Below are 20,781 nucleotides of genomic sequence, written 5' to 3' on the forward strand. Positions count from 1 at the left end.
GCGTTCCAGCACGGTTTTAGCACAATTCAGCGCGGATAATAAGGCGGGATCTGCGCATCGACATTGATCCACACCGACTTGGCCTGAGTGTACTCGCGCATCGCTTCGAAGCCCATTTCGCGCCCATAGCCGCTCGCGCCGACGCCGCCGAACGGCGAACCCGGGCTCACGCGCTTGTAGCAGTTGACCCACACCATGCCGCTATGAATCTCGCGTGCAATGAGGTGCGCGCGTTGCAGATCGCGCGTCCACAGGCCCGCGCCGAGGCCGTATTCCGTGCCGTTCGCAATGGCGAGCGCTTCTTCGTCGGTGCGGAAGGTCGTCACGCTCATGAACGGGCCGAACACTTCTTCCTGCGATACACGATCAGTCGGCTTCGCTTCGACGATGGTCGGCTCGACATAGCAGCCGTTCGCAAGCGCCGCATTGTCCGGCGACTTGCCGCCCGACAGCACGCGTCCGCCCTGCTCGCGCGCGATATCGACATACGACAGCACGCGGTCCCGATGCTGCCGCGAAGTCAGCGGGCCCATTTCCGTCGACGGGTCGAGCGGATCGCCGATACGGATTGAACGCGCGAGCGCAACGAACTTCTCCAGCACTTCGTCCGCGACCGACTCATGCACGATCATCCGCGACGCGGCGATGCACGCCTGCCCCTGGTTATGGAAGATGCCGAACGCGGAGCCTTGCACGACGGCATCGATATTCGCGTCGCCGAACACGACGTTCGCGCCCTTGCCGCCCAGTTCGAGCTGCACCTTCTTCAGATTGCCGCTCGACGCCTGCACGATCTTGCGCCCCACAGCCGTCGAGCCGGTGAACGCGACCTTGCCGATCTCCGGATGTTCGGCGATGTACTGGCCCGTCACGTGCCCAAGCCCCGGCAGAATATTGACGACGCCCGGCGGAAAACCGACCTCGGCCATCAGCTCGGCAATCGCGAGACTGGAAAGCGGCGTGAGTTCGGCGGGCTTCATGATCACGCAGTTACCCGCTGCGAGCGCGGGCGCCATCTTCCAGCTGGTGAACATCAGCGGAAAATTCCACGGCACCACCTGCCCGACGATGCCCACCGGCTCGCGCGTCAGGTAGTTCAGAAAACCCTGCTCGACGGGAATCACCGAGCCTTCGAACTTGTCGGCCATGCCGCCGAAATAGCGGAACGTCGCCGCCGTGCGCGGCACGTCGAGATTGCGCGTGTCGCGGATCGGATGACCCGTGTCGATCGATTCGAGGCGTGCGAGCCGGTCTGCATTCGCTTCGATCGCATCGGCGAGCTTCAGCAGCAGACGCCCGCGCTCGGCGCCCGCCATGTTGCTCCACTTCGGGAACGCCGCTTTCGCCGCAGCGACGGCACGATCGACGTCGGCGTGATTCGCCATCGAGACTTCGGCGATCACCGAGTTGTCGTGAGGATTGAGCGTGGCGAGTGTTTCGCCCGAGAGCGATGGCACGAAGCGGCCGTCGATGAAGAGTTGCGTTTGCATGTCAGTCCTGCTCGATGAGGCGTTTGGGCGTGAGCGTCCCCGCGGCGCCGGCTAGCCAGCGCCGTGTTTCGGAGACCACCAAAGGAAGTGCTTAGAGCTGAATCGGATACGGCGGCAGTTCACCGCTCTCGTATCGCTTCGGTAAATCGGGCGTCGCGTTCTCCCACACCAGCAGCATCGAACGCTTCTGCGAATAGCCCTTGTGGCGGATATCGGCGGGCATCGCGGCAATGTCGCCCGCGTTCATCGTGATGCGCGCACGCGGCTCGCCCGTGTCCTTGTCGGCGACATCCCAGATGATCTGATCCGACAGTTGCAGGAACCACTCGACGCGATCGTTGCCATGAAACACGGGCAGCACGAATTCTTCCGTCGTCGGGCAAAACAGGCTTTGCTTGCACACCGACGTCACCGACGGATTCCACGTCACATCCGAGCGCGACAAATACTTGAACAGGCTGAACGCGTGCAACTCGTTCTCGAAACCGGGCGCGGCGTGAATTTCCGGCTCGTCCTGCGCGACATCGGCGAATTGTCGATTAATGGGGAAATCGTCGCGCAGCGGCGAATCGCCCTCCAGTCCCGGCATGCGCTTTGTGGCAATGCGCGTGCGTTCGATCGCCGCGATGTTGTCGCCATGCTTCGCGCCGAATGCGGAACCCGTCTCTTCGGGCGCGGCGAACGGGTCGAAGCCTTCGTTGACCCAGTCCCGCAGAATCGCCTTGAAGGTCGCCATGATGACGGGCGTGTCGAACTGCTGCGTATGATCGACGGCGGCGTCGCGGAAGCTCGCGTTATACGCGCCCGCATACATGTCGACCTTGCCGTAGTGATTGCGCGTGCCGATCACTTCGTCGAAATTGACCCAGCCGTAGAAGAAGCCCCACGCGACGTCGCGCATCATCGCGCGAAGGAAGTCGTCGGCGTGCATCTGATGCGAGCGCTGCTGGCCTTTCGCGGGCCACTTGATGGTGACGAAGTAGGCGTCGCGTGAAAACTCGAAATCGCCGAGGCGGAACGTGCGATAACCCGTGGCGGCATCCGGCTCGCCTGCGCTGACGTTTTGCAGCGTATTGACTGTGCTCATGACCGACTCCAGAAAAAGGTTGTGCGTTACTGAATGCAGATGTCTTTCCACTTCTCGACCGAATAGCGGCCCAGAATGGTCTGCACGAGCAGCACGCCTTGTCCTGCCGTCTCGAAGCGATACGCGGCGCCCGCGGGCAACAGCGCCTGATGACCGCGGCGCAACCGCACGAAGCCCATGCTCTTTCCTGAAGGCGTGCCGTCGAGCCGCACACTGCCCTCGGTTTCTGCATCGACCAGCGGGCCGTCCGAAGGCTTGATGAAATGCACGTCGATCTCGCCATCCATCACGACGCAGAACTCGTCGTGCGATGCCGTGAACCACGGCGACGCGCCTTCCGCCCGCAGCGTTTCGATCACGTACTTGAGGTTCTTGCCGACCACGATCTTCTCGTACGGCGCGGCATGGTTCGCAACTTCGAACACATTCGACATCGCGTAGTGCTCGGGCTTGCCCTTGATGATTTCGATGGAGCCTTTACGGTAGTTGTCGAGACTCCCCAACCAGGTCTGCTGCATGTCTGCCTCCTTGAATCTGCGTTGATTCTGTCGGCCACGTCTTGCGTGGTCTTGCGTGATTCCATGGACGCAAGAGTAAGTGCCGGGAGGCGCAACAGCAATGATCCGAGGTTCGGCAAATCAGAACGCTGGGTGCGGGCAGAAGACCCCAGGGAAATTACCTGGCGTCCTCGTTCAGGCCTGCGGGGCGGGCAGAGCGGGACGTGTGGCCCGCGTGGCCCGCGCGGCGCTCACTGGTCGGCGAGTTCTTCGCCGACGCTCTTCGTATCTTCATCGTCGGGCGCGATGCCGAGCGCCTTGTCCCATTGCGGCTCGCGCAGATAGCGCCCGCGCAGGAAGTCGACGAACGCCTTCACCTTCGCCGTCGAGCGATGCGAGGCGGGGTACACGGCCGACAGCCACAGCGGCGGCGCCGCGTAATCGGGCAGCACGCGCTCCAGCCGGCGTTCGAGCAGATCGGCGGCGGCGACCATTGTCGGCAGATAGACGACGCCCGCGCCCGCCCGCGCGAATTCGAGCAGCAAGTGCACGCTGTTGGTCTTCAGCACCGGATTCAGCGCGATTTCGAAGCATTCGTTGCCCTTCATCAGCGGCCACTTGTCGCCCCACGGGTAGTACGAGTAACGCGCGAAATCATGCCGCAGCAGATCGAGCGGCGTTTCGATCACGGGCTCTTCCTTCAGGTAGCCGGGCGCCGCGCACAGCACGCCGCGCACGGGAAAGAGCCGCCGCTCGACGAGCAGGTTCGACGCGGGCGGATAGATCTGCAACGCGAGATCGAAGCCTTCCTGCACGGGATCGATCACGCGGTCGTTGACCGTCACGACGAACTCGATGCGCGGATGTGCCTCGCGAAACTCGATCAGCGCACGCGAAAAATGACCGAGCGCGAAACCTGGCAATACATGGACATTGAGCGTGCCCGACAGCGACTCGTGCTGCGCGGCCGAGCGGCCGGACAGATCGTGGACCTTGTTGACGAGTTCGGCGCATTCCCGGTAATAGGTCTCGCCGATCTCCGACAGACGCACCGCGCGCGTCGAACGATGAAAGAGCGGCACGCCGAAGTGCTCTTCGAGCTGCTTCACGCGCGACGTGACGACGGATTTCGCCACGCCCAGCTGGCGTGCGGCGCTCGCGAAGCTCTGGGCCTCGGCGGCCCGCACGAACGCTTCCATCGACATGAACAGATCCATGCTGTCTCCTGTGCAACGCCTGCTGAATGACGGACCGTTCTCTGCTGCATGGCATGAAGAAGGCCGTTTCCGCTAATACGGTGAGTGTACGTTTTTTCGCGCGCGGCATCGCGATGCGCGGCGAATCAGGATGCCGCGTAAAAACGGCAATGCCGCCGTGCAGTTTGTACAGAACACTGTGCGGCGCAACAGCGCGCATCCTGTCGGCCGGCCTTGCCGCACCGCGAACGCGAGCAAATCCCAGAACCTGGAACAGCCGTTGCTTTACAAGGCGAAAGCCATTGCCCTGCCGCGAGGTCCGGGCGGCTGCAATCTTGCGGACATGGAGGGTTCATGCGTCTGTCGATTCTGATCAATACATCCGACCCGACCGTCAATCACGACTACGCGGTGTTGTGGCTCGACACGATCAACCACGCGTGGACGTCGCAGGATCGACGCGGCGTCGAGTTGCCGTCGTCGGGTGAGGTGCGCGAGGATGGGCACGTCATGTCGCTGTGCGCGCGCGGCAGCGAAGCGCCGCTCGTCGCGCTGTACGGCGTGCGCCTCGACCGGCATGGCAACATGACGTCGGCACAAGGCCAGGCGACGTGGATCTCGCACTCGCGGCCCGACGCCGTCGCGGGCTTCTGGCGCTTGCAGGCCGTCGAGCGTGAAGGCTCGCTTTCGATGCGCCGTTAGCCGCTTTCCCCCGCTCGATAAAAAACGCCGTTGCTGCACGATGGCAGCAACGGCGTTTCTACGCCTGAGCGCACGTCGCTTGCTTCACGCGGGCACGGTCTCGGCCATCTGCCGACGCGCCCACACGCGATGCTGCCCCACCGCTTCGATGAACGGCTTCAACACCGCCTCGACTTTGCCGTCGTCACCGAGGAACACGCCATCGCCTTTCTCGGGCAGATGCGACGCGCTCAACACGTCCTTGCCCGCGCCCGTTGCCGCGATGGCCTTCAGATGCCGGAAAGCTTCGAGCACGAAGTGGCGCGCGTCGCCCGATTGCGCGAGCGCCTTTGTGCCCTGCGCGCCGCCCACGACCACCACGCCATCGAACATGATCGACGGCATGCCGGAGATCGTCGCGTCGGGGTTCATGCCGTCGATGGGCGCGAGTGTCGGCGCGACCAGCAACGGCGTCGCGCCCTGCGACTTCAGCGCCACCTGCACGCTCTTGATGGCCGCGCCATCGCTGCCCGGCGCGGCGAGCACCGCGATCTTACGTGTCTTGATGCCGGGCACGCCGCGGTTCAGCAGGCTCAATGCTGGCGAAGGCTTTTGCTTGCCCGCTGGCCGCGCGCCCTTGCCGGGCTTAGGCAAGCCGAGACCTTCAGCCACCGTCGCCGCGAGGCCCGCGTCGAAGTTCGCGAGAATCTCGTTGACCACGCGCGCGCGAATCTCCGGCTTTGTCACCTTGCCCAGCTCGAACTGATACGCGAGCGCGATATGTTCTTTCTCGACGTCGCTCATGCTCTGATAGAACAGCGCGGCCTGCGAGAAATGATCGGCAAACGATTCGCTGCGCACGCGGATCTTCGTGCCTTCCATCGGCTCGGCGTAGCTCTCGAAACCGCCATCCTTTGCAGCGGGATCGGTTTCCTTCGGCCATGCGTCGCTGACTGAATTCGGCTCGTACGAAGCCTGACCAACGTTGATCGTCTGCCGGTGCATGCCGTCGCGCTGGTTGTTGATGTTCGGGCTGACGGGACGATTGATGGGGATCTCATGGAAGTTCGGGCCGCCAAGCCGGCTGATCTGCGTATCCGTGTACGAGAACAGCCGCCCTTGCAGCAGCGGGTCGTTGCTGAAATCGATACCCGGCACGACGTGACCCGGATGGAAAGCGACCTGCTCGGTTTCGGCGAAGAAGTTGTCCGGATTGCGGTTCAACGTCATCTTGCCGATGATCTTCACAGGCACGATCTCCTCGGGCACGAGCTTGGTCGGATCTAGCAGATCGAAGCCGAACGAATCCTGATCTTTCTCTTCGATGATCTGCACGCCCAGCTCGAACTCCGGATAGTCGCCGCGCTCGATCGCTTCCCACAGATCGCGCCGGTGAAAGTCCGGGTCCTTGCCCGCGAGCTTTTGCGCTTCGTCCCACAGCAACGAATACGAGCCGAGCACGGGCCGCCAGTGCAGCTTCACGAAGCGCGACACGCCCTTCGCGTTGACGAAGCGGAACGTGTGCACGCCGAAGCCTTCCATCGTGCGCAGGCTGCGCGGGATCGCACGGTCCGACATCGTCCACAGCACCATGTGCGTAGCCTCGGGCACGAGCGACACGAAGTCCCAGAAGGTGTCGTGCGCCGAGCCGCCTGTCGGCATTTCGTTCGGCGCTTCGGGTTTCACGGCATGCACGAAGTCGGGAAACTTGATCGCATCCTGAATGAAGAATACGGGCATGTTGTTGCCGACCAGGTCGTAATTGCCTTCCGACGTGTAGAACTTCGTCGCGAAGCCGCGCACGTCGCGTACGGTATCGGCGGAACCGCGCGGGCCCTGCACGGTGGAAAAGCGCACGTACACGGGCGTTTGCACTGACGGGTCCTGTAAAAAGGCTGCCTTCGTGTATTCGGTCATCGGTTCGTAGACCTGAAACACGCCGTGCGCCGCCGAGCCGCGCGCATGCACGATGCGCTCCGGAATGCGCTCATGGTCGAAGTGCGTGATCTTTTCACGCATGATGAAATCTTCCAGCAACGACGGACCGCGCGGACCCGCGCGCAACGTATTCTGGTTATCCGCGATCTTCACGCCCTGGTTCGTGCGCAGCGCTTCGTTTTGCGGACGCGCGCGAGAGCGTTCGAGATCCTTCGACTTGAGATCTTCCGCCGGCGCGGAAGGCTGCTGGTTACGCTGCTTGTTTGCCATCTGTGGGGCTCCTTTGCCTGAAAAACCGCGCGACGCACGGGGCGTCTGCGCCTGCATCGTCAAAGGGTCTCCGCAAGCACCGTTCCAGACGCAAGTGACTCACGACGAGTCGGTCGTGCAGATTGCGCGGCACGGGGTTTGCGCTAATGAATCCACGGGCGGGTCAACAACACCGACTCGTGACAATCAAATCATCCTGGGAGGTTCGACCATGAAACGCACGATGAAGAAGGTACTTGCTACTGCCCTGGTCATGGCTTTGTCCGGCGGCGTCTATGCTCAAGCGGCAGGCGGCGCGGGCGGCGGCGGTGCTGCTGGCGGCGGTAACGGCGCAGGCGGCAGTTCATCCGGCAACGGCGTGGGCGCGGGCGGTGGCAACGCGGGTGGCGCAGGCGGTGTGGCAACGCCCGGCGCAGGCGTGAACCGCGTGCAGCGCGGCAGCACGAACGACAGCGGCTACGGTACGCCGGGCACAACCGCGACAGGCGGCGGCGCGGGAACAGGCACGGGCTCGACGCCGAATAGCGCGGGCATGAACCGTTCGAACAACGGCACGATGCAGCAGAACGGCAAGATGCAACCGGGCACGAACGGCACGAACCAAGGCGGCCAGTGATGCCCTTCGAATCGTAGGAACCGCTGTTCACGCGCCCCGGCGTCATATCGACGCCGGGGCGCTTTGCGTTTCCTGCGGCCCGCTTCGGTCGACGCGCGCGATGAACTTCCGCCGACTCGCGCGAGTCCATTGATGCACAGGCACACGCCTGCAGACACCGCCCGGCTATTCGCGGAGACAAGCTTTGAGCCAACAGACAGACCTGATCGTCGCGCGTCCCGAAGGCCTGTACTGCCCGCCAGGCGACTTCCATATCGATCCGTGGCGGCCAGTCGAGCGCGCGGTCATCACGCATGCCCACGCCGATCACGCACGCTTCGGGCATCGCCGCTATCTCGCCGCGGAACCCGGCTCGCTCGTGCTGCAGTCGCGGCTGCCGGGCATCGCGTTGCAAACGCTCGCGTATGGCGAGCGCATCACGATCAACGGCGTCGACGTGTCGCTGCATCCGGCGGGACATGTGCTGGGCTCGGCGCAGGTGCGCGTCGAATATCGCGGCGAAGTGTGGGTCGCATCCGGCGACTACAAGCTCGACGCCGATCCCACTTGCGCGCCGTTCGAGCCCGTGCGCTGCGATACCTTCATCACCGAGTCCACCTTCGGCCTGCCCATCTACCGCTGGGACGCGCCGCAAACAGTGTTCGACGGCATCGACAGCTGGTGGCGCCACAACGCGGCCACGGGTCGCGCTTCTGTGCTGTTCTGCTATTCGTTCGGCAAGGCACAGCATATTCTCGCAGGCATCGATGCGGGCATCGGCCCGATCTTCTGTCACGGCGCCGTCGATCCGTTGAATCGCGCGTATCGCGCAGCGGGTGTCGCGCTGCCGCCCGTGCGCCTCGTCAGCGAGATTCCCGCGAAGAACAAAGAGGCCTTCCGACAGGCGCTCGTGATCGCGCCGCCGTCCGCGCAAGGCAGCGCTTGGCTGCGGCGCTTCGGCGAATACAGCGACGCGTTCGCGTCGGGCTGGATGCGTCTGCGCGGCACGCGCCGGCGGCGCGGCGTCGATCACGGCTTCGTGTTGTCCGATCATGCCGACTGGCCCGGCCTGCAAACGGCCATCGCCGCGACGGGTGCACAGCGCGTGATCGTCACCCATGGACAGGTCGAGCCGATAGTGCGCTGGCTGCGCGAGCAAGGTCTCGAAGCGGGCGCGTTCGCAACCGAGTATGGCGACGATGCAATCGAAGCAGACGCAGCGGCGGCCAGCGAAAGCGAGCCCGCAATGAGCGCCGACGCATCGACGCCCGACGCATCATGAAGCACTTCGCCACGCTCTATACCGCGCTCGACGCCACGACGTCGACGCGCGACAAGCTCGATGCGCTGATCACCTATTTCCACGCCGCGCCGCCCGAAGACGCCGCGTGGGCGTCGTATTTTCTCGCGGGCGGCAAGCCGCGCCAGTCGGTGCCGACGCGTCTGCTGACCGACATCGCGCGCACCCGCGCCGGCCTGCCCGAGTGGCTGTTCGAAGAGTCGTATCAGGCCGTCGGCGATCTCGCGGAGACCATCGCGCATGTCTTGCCGCCCGCCGCGCGCACGTCGGAGCTTGGACTCACGCAGTGGATCGAGGAACGCATCCTGACGCTGCGTGGTGCTTCGCCGGAAGCGCTGCGCGAGCGGCTCGTCGCGTACTGGGACGAACTCGACTGGAGCGGCCGCTTTCTGTTGACGAAGCTGATCGGCGGCGGCTTTCGTGTCGGCGTGGCGCGGCAACTCGTGGTGCGCGCGCTCGCCGATGTGGCGGGCGTCGATCACAAGCTGATCGCGCAGCGCATGGTCGGCTGGACGGATTCGAGCCAGCCGCCCGACGCCGCGCGCTATCTTCGCCTGATCGCGCCCGCGCCTTCCGGCGACGCAAGCGCTGATGCGCAAACCGCGCATAGCCGCCATGAAAGCGAACTCGGCCTGCCCTATCCGTTCTTTCTTGCGCATCCGTTGCAGGTCGATCCCGCGACGCTCGGCGATCCGTCGTCGTGGTTCGCCGAATGGAAGTGGGACGGCATCCGCGCGCAAGTGGTGAGACGCGATGGCCGCGTGTGGGTATGGTCGCGCGGCGAAGACCTCATCACGGACCGCTTTCCCGAAGTCGTCGCCCTGGGTGAGACGCTGCCCGACGGCACCGTGCTCGACGGCGAAATACTCGCGTGGGAACCCGGCGCGCTCGCGCCGCTTCCGTTCGCGCGGCTGCAACCGCGCATCACACGCAAGTCGCTGACGAAGCGCGTGCTCGCCGAATCGCCCGCGACGTTTCTCGCCTACGACCTGCTCGAAGCGAACGGGGACGATCTGCGTATGCAACCGCTGCACGAGCGGCGCGCGCGGCTCGATGCACTGGGCGCGACGCTCGCGAAAGACCCTCTGCGCGTATCGCCGCTCGTCGACGCGCGCGACTGGAACACGCTTGCCACGACGCGCGACGAGAGCCGCGCGCGCGGCGTCGAAGGTCTGATGCTGAAGGAGCGCACGTCGATGTATGGCGTGGGACGAACCAAGGCGTCGGGCACCTGGTGGAAGTGGAAGATCGACCCGTATGCCGTCGATGCCGTGCTGATCTACGCGCAACGCGGCCACGGCCGGCGCGCGAGCCTCTATACGGATTTCACGTTCGCCGTGTGGGACGAGGCCGACGGCGTGCGCACGCTCGTGCCCTTCGCGAAGGCGTACTCGGGCCTCACCGACGAGGAGATGCGCGAGGTCGATGCCATTGTGCGCAAGACCACCGTCGAAAAGTTCGGCCCCGTACGCAGCGTCACGCCGACGCTCGTGTTCGAGCTCGGCTTCGAAGGCATTCAGGCGAGTCCACGCCACAAGTCGGGCGTGGCCGTGCGCTTTCCCCGCATGCTGCGCTGGCGCACCGACAAACACATCGACGACGCCGACACGCTGGCGACGCTCAAAGGTTTCATCGACGAACGCGAACGCGCGCGTTGATGTCCGCATTTTTGTGCATGCTAGCCAATGGTGTCAAAATACGGTTTTGGGCATTTCCAGGACCGAGGCAAACCATGGCAGGAGTTCGTCAGTTCAATGAAGACGACGCCTTCGCGCACGCGCTGGACGTCTTCTGGCGCAAAGGCTTTCGCGCCACGTCGATGCTGGACCTCGCCGAAGCGACGGGCGTGCAGCGCGGCTCGCTGTATAACGCATACGGCGACAAGGAAGAGATCTTCATGCGCGTGTTCGAACGCTATGCGCAACGTTTCGTCGCGGACGCGCGCAAGGCACTCGACAAGCCCGATCTGCATGACGCGCTGACGTCGTTCTTCACCTTCGCGATCCGCTCGATCTCGCAGGGCACGCCCACGCGCGGCTGCCTGTCGACGAAAACGGCCGTCGAGATCGAACCCGACTCGCCGCGTCCGCGCGAAGCGTTGCAGGCCATGCTCGATGCGCTCGAAGCGGCCCTCCTGAGCGTGCTCGACACGAAAGAAGCACGCGCGCAATTGACGCTACCGCCGCAGCAGGCAGCGAACCTGATCGTGACGACGACGCGCGGAATCGCGGTGATGGAACGCGTCTACGGCGATCCGAAGAAGCTCAGGCAGACGGCGTTCGCACTGGTCGATGCGCTGGTGCGCAAGCACTAACCCACTCGCTTCAGCCGATACGCGTACGTGACGTAAGGCACCGTCACCGTATCGTGCGCGGCCAGCGCCGGTTCCGACGCGATCAGCGCGCGCACCTCGCGCTCAACTTGCGCCCACTCTTCGGGCGGCAACGCGAGAATGAAGCTCGTCGAGTGCACGCGCGTCACGATCACATCTTCGACGGGTCCCGTGTGCCCGTGCGGCATGTGCCGCTCTTCCAGATCACCGAAGCCCTCGAACGGGAACACATTGCGCCATTCGCCCGTGTGATAGCGCGGCGCATCGCCTTCGCGCGCGTTGACGATCGCGTCGAGCCGCTCGACCCACGGCACGCGCGCATCGCGCACGTTCCACACGAGCCCGAGATGTCCGCCCGGTTTCAGCACGCGGCGAATCTCGGCAAGCGCAGCGGGCGTCGCGAACCAGTGAAACGACTGCGCGCACAGCACGGCATCGACGGATGCGTCGTTGAGCGGCAAGCGCTGCGCAGTGCCCTCGCGCACATCGACTTGCGGCAGTGCAGCGGCGATTTTTTCGCGCATCTGCGCAACAGGTTCGACGGCGATTACGCTCGCGCCCGTTTCGACGAGACGCGGCGTGAACTTGCCCGTGCCCGCGCCGAGATCGACGGCCGTCTTGCCCGGCCCGAGCGCCAGATCGCCTTTCAGCCAGCCTGCCAGTTCCGGCGGATAGTCCGGGCGGCCCTTCGCATAGGTATTCGCGCCCTTCGTGTAGCCTTCCGACGCGGCGTGATGAACATGTGGCGTGGGGTCGGTCATATCGGTAATCTCAGTATCGAAGCTCTTCATTGTGAACGATCCATTTACGCGCGAGCAAATGATCGCGCTTATGACGCACTGCCGCATCGATCAGCGGTCGCCTCGTGCCGTAATCATGACCATTCGCAAGGCAAACGGGCATCGCTCTTGCGAGACTGTCGCGCGCGCGTTCACCGCGCGATAATGGTTCTCGCACGACAGCGCACAGCGAATGGAGGTCGGCATGCAAGGCAGCCAGCTCACCGTGTTCGCGGCCACGACCGGCCCGCGCAAGCACCATCTGACGACGGTCGGCTGGATACTCGACGAAGCGCGGCAAGCGGGCATCCATGGCGCGACGGTCGTCGATGTCAGCGAATGCGTGGACGTGCACGGCAAATATCACGCGGCGCGCTTTGTCGAACTCGCCGATCAGCCTGTCGCCATCACGCTCGCGGGAGAAAGCGAGCGCGTCGATGCGCTGCTCGACCGCCTGCGGCACGGCAGCGTGCCGCTCTTCTATACGCGCTGCGCCGTCGATTACGAGGTGCTCGGCAGCGGTGTCCCGTGAAAGCGCGTAATCTGCTTCACGTCTGACGCACACAGCGACGCACACGCTGACCGATCCACGCGCTAGCGGTGCAACGCGAATCCGGGCGACAGGAGAAACGCGATGAAAACAGAGCCAAGACTCTTGCATGATGTCGGACTGTTCGATGCGGTGTTCGCTTACGTTCAGGACAAGGACCCTACGGTGCACGCGGGCGCGATGTTCGGCTGCCCGGCTGCGTTCGTCGGCTCGAATCTCGCGTTTTGCGTGTACGGCAGCGGCATCGGCATCAAGCTGCCCGCCGAACGCGCGGCGCAGCTGGTGGACACGGGCCGCGCGTTCGCTTTCCAGCCGTATGGCCGCTCGGCGATGCGCGAATGGGTCGAGATCCGAATACCGCGCGAGCGCGTCGGCGAAATCGCCTCCGTGCTGATTGAAGCGGTCGAATATGCGCGGCATCACGTGAGCCATGCGGGCGCCAGGGCGCCGTCGGCTTCGGCGTCACGGGCCTAGCGGAGTTGGCATCCAGCGTGCGAGCGCCACGATGAACGGCTGTCAATTGACTTTCTTCACTGAGCGCAACCGGCGGCACGGTCATCAGACCGTGTGCGAATGGCTGCTGCACGAGGCGCGCGGGCTTGGGATTCGCGGCGCGACGGTGGTTAGTTGCGCGCAAGGCGTTGGGCATGCGGGTGCTCTTCATGCTGCGCATGCGCTTTCGCTCGGCGACCAGCCGCAGCAAGTGATCCTCGCGACCACGGACGCTGAAGCGGATCGTCTGCTCGAGATCGTGCGTGCGGCGAATGTTCATGTGTTTTTTACTCGCATGCCGGTGGAGTTTGGCTGGATCGGCGGTGATGAGGCGGCCGGGCCGGAGGGGCATCATCGGTTGTTCTGTCGTCACGGGAGCTGACCGGCGGCTGTGCATGCGTTGCCCCTGTGCGGGGCGGCAGTTGCTTTGTCTGTGACGACTGCTTGGTTTGCTTCGGGTTTGCGCTGGCATCCGCGCTATGCCTTCGTGCTTCATGCGTCGCCCCTGTGCGGGGCGGCACCTACTTTTCTTTGCCGCCGCAAAGAAAAGTAGGCAAAAGAAAGCGGCTAACACCGCCAGTTCTTCTTCCTGCCTGAGGGCCCCCAACCGGTCTTACGCTACACACGGCAACCACGTGACTCATGTTTGCTGCCAACGCTTCGAATGAACGCCTCACCCGCTTCGAATACCCGTACTCGGGCAAGCGGCAGCGAATGGTACGTGCCGCCCAGGTGGCAAACTGTGTGTAGGCTGTCGCGTCGTATAGCTTGGTGCTCTTACATCGCAGCACGCGTGCGCTATCGGTTCGAAGTGAGGCGTGTGTGGCTCTACGGCCTACACACAGTTTGCCACCTGGGCGGCGGTGGAATATCTGGCACGGCGTGCCGCATTGCAGGTGCGTGAAGCGGGTGAGGCGTCAATTAAGAGCGTTGGCAACAAGCATGAGTCACGTGGTTGCCGTGTGAAGCGAGGGACCGGTTGGGGGCCCTCAGGCAAGAAGAAATGTTGGCGGTGTGAGCCGCTTTCTTTTGCCTACTTTTCTTTGCGGCGGCAAAGAAAAGTAGGTGCCGCCCCGCACAGGGGCGACGCGTGAACGGCAAACACCGTAACGCGGATGCCAGCGCAAACCCGAAGCAAACCAACCAGCCGTCGCAGACAAAGCAGGCGCCGCCCCGCACAGGGGCAACGCTTGAAGCACGAAGGCAAAGCGCGGATGCCAGCGAAAACCCGAAGCAAACCAACCAGCCGTCGCAGACAAAGCATCTGCCGCCCCGCACAGGGAGCAACGCTTGCACCGCGCAAGCGCCACGCGGATGCCAGCGCAAAGGCAAAACCCCAGATCGCTTACCCCACACCGCTCGTTACGGGCAGATCATGCATGCCGACGGCGACTAGCTCCCCGTACTGAAAATCCAGTTGTAACCACAACGTCATGGCATTTGCCGGACTGGCTATGCAATAATCAACATTCACTTACATCGCTCGCCGCCCGTGCTGCTTGCCATCAAGGCTTTTATCGCTCCCGTCATCGTCGCCTGCGCGATGTTCATGGAGAGCGTCGATGCGAATGTCATCGTCACTGCGCTGCCTGAAATGGCGCGCGCCTTCGGCCGGGACCCCGTCACGCTGAAAATCGCCGTCACCAGCTACGTGCTCGGGCTCGGCGTGTTCATTCCCGTCTGCGGATGGCTGGCCGACCGTTTCGGCGCGCGCTCGGTGTTCCGCACGGCAATCGGCATCTTCGTGGTCGGCTCGCTGGCGTGCGCGGCGTCGACATCACTCGCGACATTCACGGTTGCGCGCTTCATACAGGGCGTGGGCGGCGCAATGATGGTGCCTGTCGGGCGGATCATCATCTTCCGCGTGGTGGAGCGTTCCGAGTACATACGCGCGATGAACTACCTGAGCGTGCCCGCGATGCTCGGACCCGCGGCGGGGCCGCTGCTCGGCGGCTTCATCACGACGTATCTGCATTGGCGGCTGATTTTCTTCATCAACATTCCCGTCGGCATTCTGGGCATCTGGCTCACCAACAAGTACATCAAGAACACGCGCGAGCCGCATCCGGGTCCGCTCGACTGGTTGGGTTTCGTTTTGTCGGCGGGCGGCGCGTCGCTGTTTCTGCTTGGGCTTTCGCTCACCGACGGCGAACTGGTGACTGGCACGACGGCCGTCGTGATGACGGTGATCGGAGCTGTGATGCTCGGCATCTATGTGCTGTATGCGCGGCGTGTCGAGCGTCCGTTGCTCGATTTGCGGTTTTTTCGCGTGCCGACGTTTCAGGCTAGCGTGCTGGGTGGATCGCTGTTTCGTATCGGGCTTGGTGCTGTGCCGTTTTTGCTGCCGCTTGTGCTGCAGGAAGGGCTTGGGATGAGCGCATTCGAATCGGGGTTGATTACGTGTGCCTCGGCGTTTGGTGGCATGTTCATGCGGACGCTTGCCGCCACTGTCTTGCGACGCTGGGGGTTTCGCACAGTGCTGATGTATAACGCGGCGTATTCGGGTATCGCCATTGCCGCGTGCGGTGCGTTTTTCCCTGGGACGCCGACGTGGTTGATCTGGGTCATTGTGCTGCTTGGTGGGTTCTTTCCTGCTTTGCAGTTTACGAGTTTGAACTCGATGACTTATGCGGAGATTGAAAGCCGTGATGTGGGTCGGGCGACTAGCCTCGGCAGTGTTGTGCAGCAGATTTCTCTTGGACTTGGGGTTACCGTTGCGGGGATCGTGCTGTCGATTACTCGTGCTGTGCATGGGCATGCTGCTCTGCAATGGTCGGATTTCTGGCCCGCGTTTGTTGTGGTTGGGCTTTGTTCGTTTGCTTCGATTCTTGTTACCAGGAAGTTGTCGGCTAATGCTGGGGATGAGATTGTGAGGGGGAAGAGAGAGGTCACCACAAAGTAGGTTTTTTTTGTTGTCTGCGACGCTGGTCGGTGTTTTTGTGTTTGCGCTGGCATCCGCGTTTGCGTTTTCTCGGCGCGGGCGGGTTGGGTGTGCTGGTCTTTTCGCTGGCATCCGCGTTTTGCCTTCGTGCTTCATGCGTCGCCTTCCGGTTTTTGCCGTTGCGCCAGCATCCGCGTTTTGCCTTCGTGCTTCAGGCGTCGCCTTCAGGTTTTAGCCGTTGCGCCAGCATTCGCGTTTTGCATTCGTGCTTCAGGCGTTGCCTTCCGGCTTTAGCCCTTGCGCTGGCATCCGCGTCATGCCTTCGCACTTCAAGCGTCGCCCCTGTGCGGGGCGGCACCTACTTTTCTTTGCCGCCGCAAAGAAAAGTAGGCAAAAGAAAGCGGCTAACACCGCCAATCCTTCTTCTTGCATGCGGGCCCCCAACGGCCCCATGCTTCACGCGGCAACGTCCTGACTCATGTTCGTTGCCAACGCTTTGAATAAACGCCTCACCTACTTCAAACGCCCGCACTATGGATTGATGTTGGCGAACGTTTCCGGCCGCATTGCGGCAAACTGTGTGTAGGTTGTGCCGTCGTACAGAGCAGCGCTTCTACATGGAGGCACATCGTGCGCTATCGGGTCCGAAGTGATACGCGTGTGGCGCGAAGGCCTACACACAGTTCGCCGCTAAAGAACGTGGGAAATTCGATATCGCGCGCGGCGACGCGGGAGCATGAAGCGGGTGAGGCGTACAGAGAGAGCGTTGGCAACGCGCGTGAACAAGAGCGTTACCATGTGAAGGACGGGGCCGTTGGGGGCCCGCAGGCAAGAAGAAGAGTTGGCGGTGTTAGCCGCTTTCTTTTGCCTACTTTTCTTTGCGGCGGCAAAGAAAAGTAGGTGCCGCCCCGCACAGGGGCGACGCTTGAAGTGCGAAGGCGTAACGCGGATGCCAGCGAAAACCCCAACAAACCAAACCGGCCGCGCCACAAAGGCAAATCGCGGATGCCAGCGCAAAGACGAGCACACCCAACCCGCCGACACCAAACACAACCGCGGATGCGAGAGAAAAAACCAAAACCCCGCCCAGCGTCGCAGACATAGAGAAAAGGAGACACTGCAATGCCAGAAACAACGATCAGCCGATACCCAGTCCCGACCCCGGGCGAATGGCCCGACGACATCCGCGCCCGGATACTGGAAGTCCAAGCCAAAGCGGGCTTCGTCCCAAACGTCTTCCTGACACTGGCCCACCGCCCGGACGAATTCCGTGCCTTCTTCGCCTACCACGATGCCCTGATGTTAAAAGAGGGCGGCCTCACCAAAGGCGAGCGCGAAATGATCGTAGTCGCAACGAGCGCCGTCAACAACTGCCTCTACTGCGTAGTAGCGCACGGCGCAATCCTGCGCATCTACGAAAAGCAACCGTTGCTAGCGGATCAACTAGCCGTGAATCACCGCAAAGCCGACATCACGCCACGCCAAAAAGCGATGCTAGATTTCGCGCTAAAGGTATGCCGCGACTCGGCATCCACCAACGACGAAGATTTCAACACACTGCGCACGCACGGCTTCAGCGACGCCGACATCTGGGACATCGCCGCCATCACCGCATTCTTCGGCCTGTCGAACCGCATGGCAAACGTCATCTCAATGCGCCCCAACGACGAGTTCTACCTGATGGGCCGCATCCCACGCGAATAAGAGTCAAACAGGAGCACTACTGCTCCATCGCCCGCGAGCGCGGCGCCAGCGGCGACGACATCAGCGCGTCCAGCGACATCGGCCGCGCCAGGTGATACCCCTGCCCGTGCGCCGCGCCGATCGTGCGCAACAGTTCGAGCGTCGGCTGATCCTCGATGCCCTCGGCGACCACCGTCAGCTCCAGCGATTCCGCCATCCGCACGATCGCGCGCACAATCGCGCGGCTGCGCGCGCTCTGCGTCAATTCGAGCACAAACGACTTGTCGATCTTCAAACCGCTGAATCGATACTGGTGCACATAGCTCAATGAAGAAAACCCCGTGCCGAAATCGTCGAGCACGACGCACATGCCGTTATCCGCGAGGCTTTGCATCGTCGTGCGCGCAAGGTCCGGCTCGGCAACGAGTGCGCCCTCCGTCAGTTCGAGCGAAATGCGCGAAGGATGCACGCCATAGCGCTTCAACAGTTCGAGCAGTTCGTCCGCGAACTCAGGGCGCGTGATGCTATAGCTCGACAGATTCACCTGCACGGGCGGCCAGTCGACATGCTCCGGCTGCGCGAGAATCTCCGCCACGCGCGTGAGCATATACATGTCCAGACGCCCGATCAGCTTCAGCCCGTCCACCGCGGGCAGGAAACGCCCCGGCGCCCAGACCTCGCCGTTCGGCTGCTGCCAGCGGATCAACGCCTCCAGCGCGACGAGCTGGCCGCTGCCGATATCGACGATAGGCTGGAAATACGGCACCAGCTCGTCATCGCGCTTGAGCGCATTGCGCAGCGCGCCCTCCGTTTCGATCTGATCCGACAGCTCACGGCGCATCTGGTGGTTGAACACCGCGAAGCTGTCGCGGCCGCGATTCTTCACGCGGTACATCGCGGCATCGGCGTCGCGCAGCAGGTCGGCGGGCTCGCGGTGATGCGCGCTGTCCGCGCTCACCACACCGACGCTGCATGACGTGAACACCGTCTGCTCGCCGATGTTGAACGGCGTATCGAAAGCCGCAAGAATGCGCTCCGCAAGCGACAACACCGTTTGCAGGTTCGCGCCCGGCACGACGACGGCGAACTCGTCGCCGCCCAGACGCGCGAGCAGATCGTCGCGCCGCAAGCATTCGCGCAGACGCCCGGCCACGTCGACGAGCAATGCATCGCCGAACAGATGGCCGAGACTGTCGTTGACGACCTTGAAGCGGTCGAGGTCGATGAACAGCACCGACAACGGATCGCCGCGCTTGCTGTAGCCATGCCACGCCGCTTCGAGCCGCTCGTACAGATGCGAGCGGTTCGGCAGGCCCGTCAGCGCGTCGTGATAGTTCTCGTGCAACAGCCGCGCATTGGCCGCGTCGAGTTCCTGCGTGCGCGCCAGCACGCGCGCTTCGAGTTCGAGATTCGCCGCATGCTGCGCTTCCGCGACGCGCCGTCGCGACAGCGCTGTATCGATGTGGCGCGACACGAAGGTCAGCAGTTCCTGATCGCGCCTGTCGTAACGCACGCTCGACGAATAGCTCTGCACGACAAGCACGCCGCGCACCACGCTGCCGTCGAAGAGCGGCACGCCAAGCCACGAGCGCAAGCGGATGTTCTCGGTGTCCAGCATGATCTCGCCCGCCTCGACGAGACGCACGGCGTCGCTGGTGTCGAGCAGGCAAGGCACGCGTTGGCGGATCACATACTCGGTCAGCCCGCGCTCGCGACGGCGCGGTACAGGCACATCGTGCTGCGTTTCGTCGATGTAATACGGAAACGACACTTCCGCCGTCGCGGGTTCGAACAACGCGATATAGAAGTTCTTCGCATACAGCAGCCCGCCGACGATCGCATGCAGGCTGCGAAAGAACTTGCCGATATCGACGGATTGGCTCGACAGCTCGGCGATCTCAAACAACGCTGCCTGCAGGTGTTGCGCGCGCTCGCGCTCGGCGATTTCCGCGCGCAGCGTGTCGTTCAGCCGCGACAGCTCGGCCGTGCGGCGCGCCACTTCGGCTTCGAGGCCGACGCGGTGCAGAATGCGGTCGAGCGCCATCGCCACGTGCCGCGCGACAACGAGAAACAGCGCGCGGTCCTCGGCGCTATAGATGCGCGACGCATCGTAGACCTGCATCGTCACCATGCCGAACACTTCGTCCGAGGCGTTTTTCAGCGGCGCGCCCATCCAGAACTTCGGACGGTGCCCGACGCAGTAAAAGCGCCCCGTCGCGGCCGCGTCGATGATGCCCTTCTCGTCGATCAGCAACGGCTGGCCCGTGGTCAGGACGTAACCCGTGAGCGACAGGCGTTCGGGGTCGACCATGTCCATGTGATTCGTATCGACGGCTTCGGTGTCGATCAGGTCGATGTAATACGGATACGTGACGGCGCCCGTTTCGCCGTCGTAGAGCGCGAGATAGAAGTTCTCCGCGTCGATCAGCGTGCCGAGACGCTCGTGAATGGCCTGCAGGAACTCGCCGCGCTCGCTGATCGAACTCGCGAGATACGCGATGTCGTACAGCACGCGCTGCACGTTTTGCGCGCGCACCAGCGCATCGGCCTGCATCTGTTCGCCGATCGCGCGCGCGAGCGCGGTAAAGGCGGGATCCGATGCGAACGACGCGGGCGCGAGCAGCCAGCCGAGCGCGAGGTCGCTGCGGCCCGTCGGCCACGCGAACCAGCCGCGCTCCACGCAGGCGTCGTGCAGCATCGCGGGCACGATCGCGCGCGGCCAGTCGAAGCGCGTTGCGCCTTCGCGCACCAGTTCGAGATGCTGTCCCGCGCGATACCACGCCCACGGCACGCCGCGCGCCTCCACCGCGCGCGCCGCCTCGTCGATCGATTGCGACCTCGTCCCGCCTGCCGACAGATCGGCATTCCACATAAATCAGCCCTCGTGCCGTCCCGTGATTGTGTTGCGCCTTGAACCGTTATATCGACGTAAGCAACAGCAAACTTAATGTATCTGGCCCGCAAAAAAAATGCCTCAAGCACACGAAAACGTTTGCTTGAAGATTTTTCG

The 20,781-nt window shown here is 63.3% G+C and carries 17 protein-coding genes; 10 read left to right on the forward strand and 7 right to left on the reverse strand.

Annotated features, from left to right (window positions below; all coding sequences use genetic code 11):
* Positions 1–26: 26 nt before the first annotated feature.
* From C2L64_RS28370 to C2L64_RS28385, 4 genes are all read right to left on the reverse strand, one after another.
* On the reverse strand, positions 27–1,490 hold the full coding sequence (locus tag C2L64_RS28370; protein WP_007733299.1) for an aldehyde dehydrogenase family protein: 1,464 nt from the start codon (positions 1,488–1,490) through the stop codon (positions 27–29).
* 91 nt (positions 1,491–1,581) lie between these two features.
* On the reverse strand, positions 1,582–2,577 hold the full coding sequence (locus C2L64_RS28375; protein ID WP_009770384.1) for a hypothetical protein: 996 nt from the start codon (positions 2,575–2,577) through the stop codon (positions 1,582–1,584).
* A gap of 26 nt (positions 2,578–2,603) precedes the next feature.
* Positions 2,604–3,095, reverse strand: a complete 492-nt coding sequence (locus C2L64_RS28380; protein ID WP_009770383.1) for a cupin domain-containing protein — start codon at positions 3,093–3,095, stop codon at positions 2,604–2,606.
* A gap of 230 nt (positions 3,096–3,325) precedes the next feature.
* Positions 3,326–4,291: a LysR family transcriptional regulator gene (locus C2L64_RS28385; RefSeq protein WP_009770382.1), complete on the reverse strand. Its 966-nt coding sequence runs from the start codon at positions 4,289–4,291 to the stop codon at positions 3,326–3,328.
* A 333-nt stretch (positions 4,292–4,624) separates the two neighbouring features.
* Between C2L64_RS28385 and C2L64_RS28395 the strand changes: the two genes are divergently transcribed.
* Entirely contained in the window at positions 4,625–4,972 is a 348-nt protein-coding gene (locus tag C2L64_RS28395; protein ID WP_009770380.1) for a DUF3564 family protein, read from the forward strand.
* An 84-nt stretch (positions 4,973–5,056) separates the two neighbouring features.
* On the opposite strand, the gene katE is transcribed toward C2L64_RS28395, so the two are convergent.
* Positions 5,057–7,159, reverse strand: a complete 2,103-nt coding sequence (gene katE, locus C2L64_RS28400) for a catalase HPII (RefSeq protein ID WP_009770379.1) — start codon at positions 7,157–7,159, stop codon at positions 5,057–5,059.
* A 211-nt stretch (positions 7,160–7,370) separates the two neighbouring features.
* Between katE and C2L64_RS28405 the strand changes: the two genes are divergently transcribed.
* The 4 genes from C2L64_RS28405 to C2L64_RS28420 all read left to right on the forward strand — a co-directional run bounded on the left by C2L64_RS28405 (position 7,371) and on the right by C2L64_RS28420 (position 11,368).
* Positions 7,371–7,775, forward strand: a complete 405-nt coding sequence (locus C2L64_RS28405; protein ID WP_009770378.1) for a hypothetical protein — start codon at positions 7,371–7,373, stop codon at positions 7,773–7,775.
* 184 nt (positions 7,776–7,959) lie between these two features.
* The gene (locus tag C2L64_RS28410; protein WP_009770377.1) at positions 7,960–9,036 is read left to right on the forward strand and encodes a ligase-associated DNA damage response exonuclease; all 1,077 of its coding nucleotides are present in this window, start codon (positions 7,960–7,962) and stop codon (positions 9,034–9,036) included.
* Positions 9,033–10,712, forward strand: coding sequence for an ATP-dependent DNA ligase (locus tag C2L64_RS28415; RefSeq protein ID WP_009770376.1), 1,680 nt, complete (start codon positions 9,033–9,035; stop codon positions 10,710–10,712). Before C2L64_RS28410 ends, C2L64_RS28415 begins: the two co-directional genes overlap by 4 nt.
* A gap of 74 nt (positions 10,713–10,786) precedes the next feature.
* Complete coding sequence (locus C2L64_RS28420; protein WP_009770375.1) at positions 10,787–11,368, forward strand: TetR/AcrR family transcriptional regulator; 582 nt, start codon at positions 10,787–10,789, stop codon at positions 11,366–11,368.
* Here the strand turns inward: C2L64_RS28420 and C2L64_RS28425 are convergent.
* Positions 11,365–12,177 carry a class I SAM-dependent methyltransferase gene (locus C2L64_RS28425; protein ID WP_009770374.1) on the reverse strand — a complete coding sequence of 271 codons (813 nt, stop codon included), beginning with the start codon at positions 12,175–12,177 and terminating at the stop codon, positions 11,365–11,367. The two genes, C2L64_RS28420 and C2L64_RS28425, sit on opposite strands and share 4 nt — an antisense overlap.
* Positions 12,178–12,370: 193 nt before the next feature.
* On the opposite strand from C2L64_RS28425, the gene C2L64_RS28430 reads away from it, so the two are divergent.
* The 5 genes from C2L64_RS28430 (at position 12,371) to C2L64_RS28450 (ending at position 17,792) form a co-directional block, all read left to right on the forward strand.
* Positions 12,371–12,697, forward strand: a complete 327-nt coding sequence (locus tag C2L64_RS28430; RefSeq protein ID WP_039902230.1) for a DUF190 domain-containing protein — start codon at positions 12,371–12,373, stop codon at positions 12,695–12,697.
* A 102-nt stretch (positions 12,698–12,799) separates the two neighbouring features.
* The gene (locus C2L64_RS28435; protein ID WP_009770372.1) at positions 12,800–13,189 is read left to right on the forward strand and encodes a hypothetical protein; all 390 of its coding nucleotides are present in this window, start codon (positions 12,800–12,802) and stop codon (positions 13,187–13,189) included.
* Between the two features lie 31 nt (positions 13,190–13,220).
* A complete protein-coding gene (locus C2L64_RS28440) occupies positions 13,221–13,589 on the forward strand; it encodes a DUF190 domain-containing protein (RefSeq protein WP_007745748.1) in 369 nt (122 codons plus the stop codon).
* Positions 13,590–14,699: 1,110 nt separating this feature from the next.
* Positions 14,700–16,109, forward strand: a complete 1,410-nt coding sequence (locus C2L64_RS28445) for an MFS transporter (RefSeq protein ID WP_007587568.1) — start codon at positions 14,700–14,702, stop codon at positions 16,107–16,109.
* 1,101 nt (positions 16,110–17,210) lie between these two features.
* Positions 17,211–17,792, forward strand: coding sequence for a peroxidase-related enzyme (locus C2L64_RS28450; RefSeq protein ID WP_007585277.1), 582 nt, complete (start codon positions 17,211–17,213; stop codon positions 17,790–17,792).
* A gap of 16 nt (positions 17,793–17,808) precedes the next feature.
* Here C2L64_RS28450 and C2L64_RS28455 read toward each other — a convergent pair whose 3' ends face one another.
* A complete protein-coding gene (locus C2L64_RS28455; RefSeq protein WP_007585275.1) occupies positions 17,809–20,643 on the reverse strand; it encodes a sensor domain-containing phosphodiesterase in 2,835 nt (944 codons plus the stop codon).
* Positions 20,644–20,781: the final 138 nt, after the last annotated feature.

Origin of the sequence: Paraburkholderia hospita (genome assembly GCF_002902965.1) — a bacterium.
GTDB classification, from domain to species: domain Bacteria; phylum Pseudomonadota; class Gammaproteobacteria; order Burkholderiales; family Burkholderiaceae; genus Paraburkholderia; species Paraburkholderia hospita.

Excerpts from the sequence above, each read along its gene's own strand:
- katE (WP_009770379.1), bottom strand. The coding sequence starts at position 7,159 with ATGGCAAACAAGCAGCGTAACCAGCAGCCTTCCGCGCCGGCGGAAGAT.
- C2L64_RS28440 (WP_007745748.1), top strand. The coding sequence starts at position 13,221 with ATGAACGGCTGTCAATTGACTTTCTTCACTGAGCGCAACCGGCGGCAC.
- C2L64_RS28420 (WP_009770375.1), top strand. The coding sequence starts at position 10,787 with ATGGCAGGAGTTCGTCAGTTCAATGAAGACGACGCCTTCGCGCACGCG.
- C2L64_RS28435 (WP_009770372.1), top strand. The coding sequence starts at position 12,800 with ATGAAAACAGAGCCAAGACTCTTGCATGATGTCGGACTGTTCGATGCG.
- C2L64_RS28450 (WP_007585277.1), top strand. The coding sequence starts at position 17,211 with ATGCCAGAAACAACGATCAGCCGATACCCAGTCCCGACCCCGGGCGAA.
- C2L64_RS28415 (WP_009770376.1), top strand. The coding sequence starts at position 9,033 with ATGAAGCACTTCGCCACGCTCTATACCGCGCTCGACGCCACGACGTCG.
- C2L64_RS28430 (WP_039902230.1), top strand. The coding sequence starts at position 12,371 with ATGCAAGGCAGCCAGCTCACCGTGTTCGCGGCCACGACCGGCCCGCGC.
- C2L64_RS28425 (WP_009770374.1), bottom strand. The coding sequence starts at position 12,177 with ATGAAGAGCTTCGATACTGAGATTACCGATATGACCGACCCCACGCCA.
- C2L64_RS28375 (WP_009770384.1), bottom strand. The coding sequence starts at position 2,577 with ATGAGCACAGTCAATACGCTGCAAAACGTCAGCGCAGGCGAGCCGGAT.
- C2L64_RS28370 (WP_007733299.1), bottom strand. The coding sequence starts at position 1,490 with ATGCAAACGCAACTCTTCATCGACGGCCGCTTCGTGCCATCGCTCTCG.
- C2L64_RS28380 (WP_009770383.1), bottom strand. The coding sequence starts at position 3,095 with ATGCAGCAGACCTGGTTGGGGAGTCTCGACAACTACCGTAAAGGCTCC.
- C2L64_RS28455 (WP_007585275.1), bottom strand. The coding sequence starts at position 20,643 with ATGTGGAATGCCGATCTGTCGGCAGGCGGGACGAGGTCGCAATCGATC.
- C2L64_RS28405 (WP_009770378.1), top strand. The coding sequence starts at position 7,371 with ATGAAACGCACGATGAAGAAGGTACTTGCTACTGCCCTGGTCATGGCT.
- C2L64_RS28385 (WP_009770382.1), bottom strand. The coding sequence starts at position 4,291 with ATGGATCTGTTCATGTCGATGGAAGCGTTCGTGCGGGCCGCCGAGGCC.
- C2L64_RS28395 (WP_009770380.1), top strand. The coding sequence starts at position 4,625 with ATGCGTCTGTCGATTCTGATCAATACATCCGACCCGACCGTCAATCAC.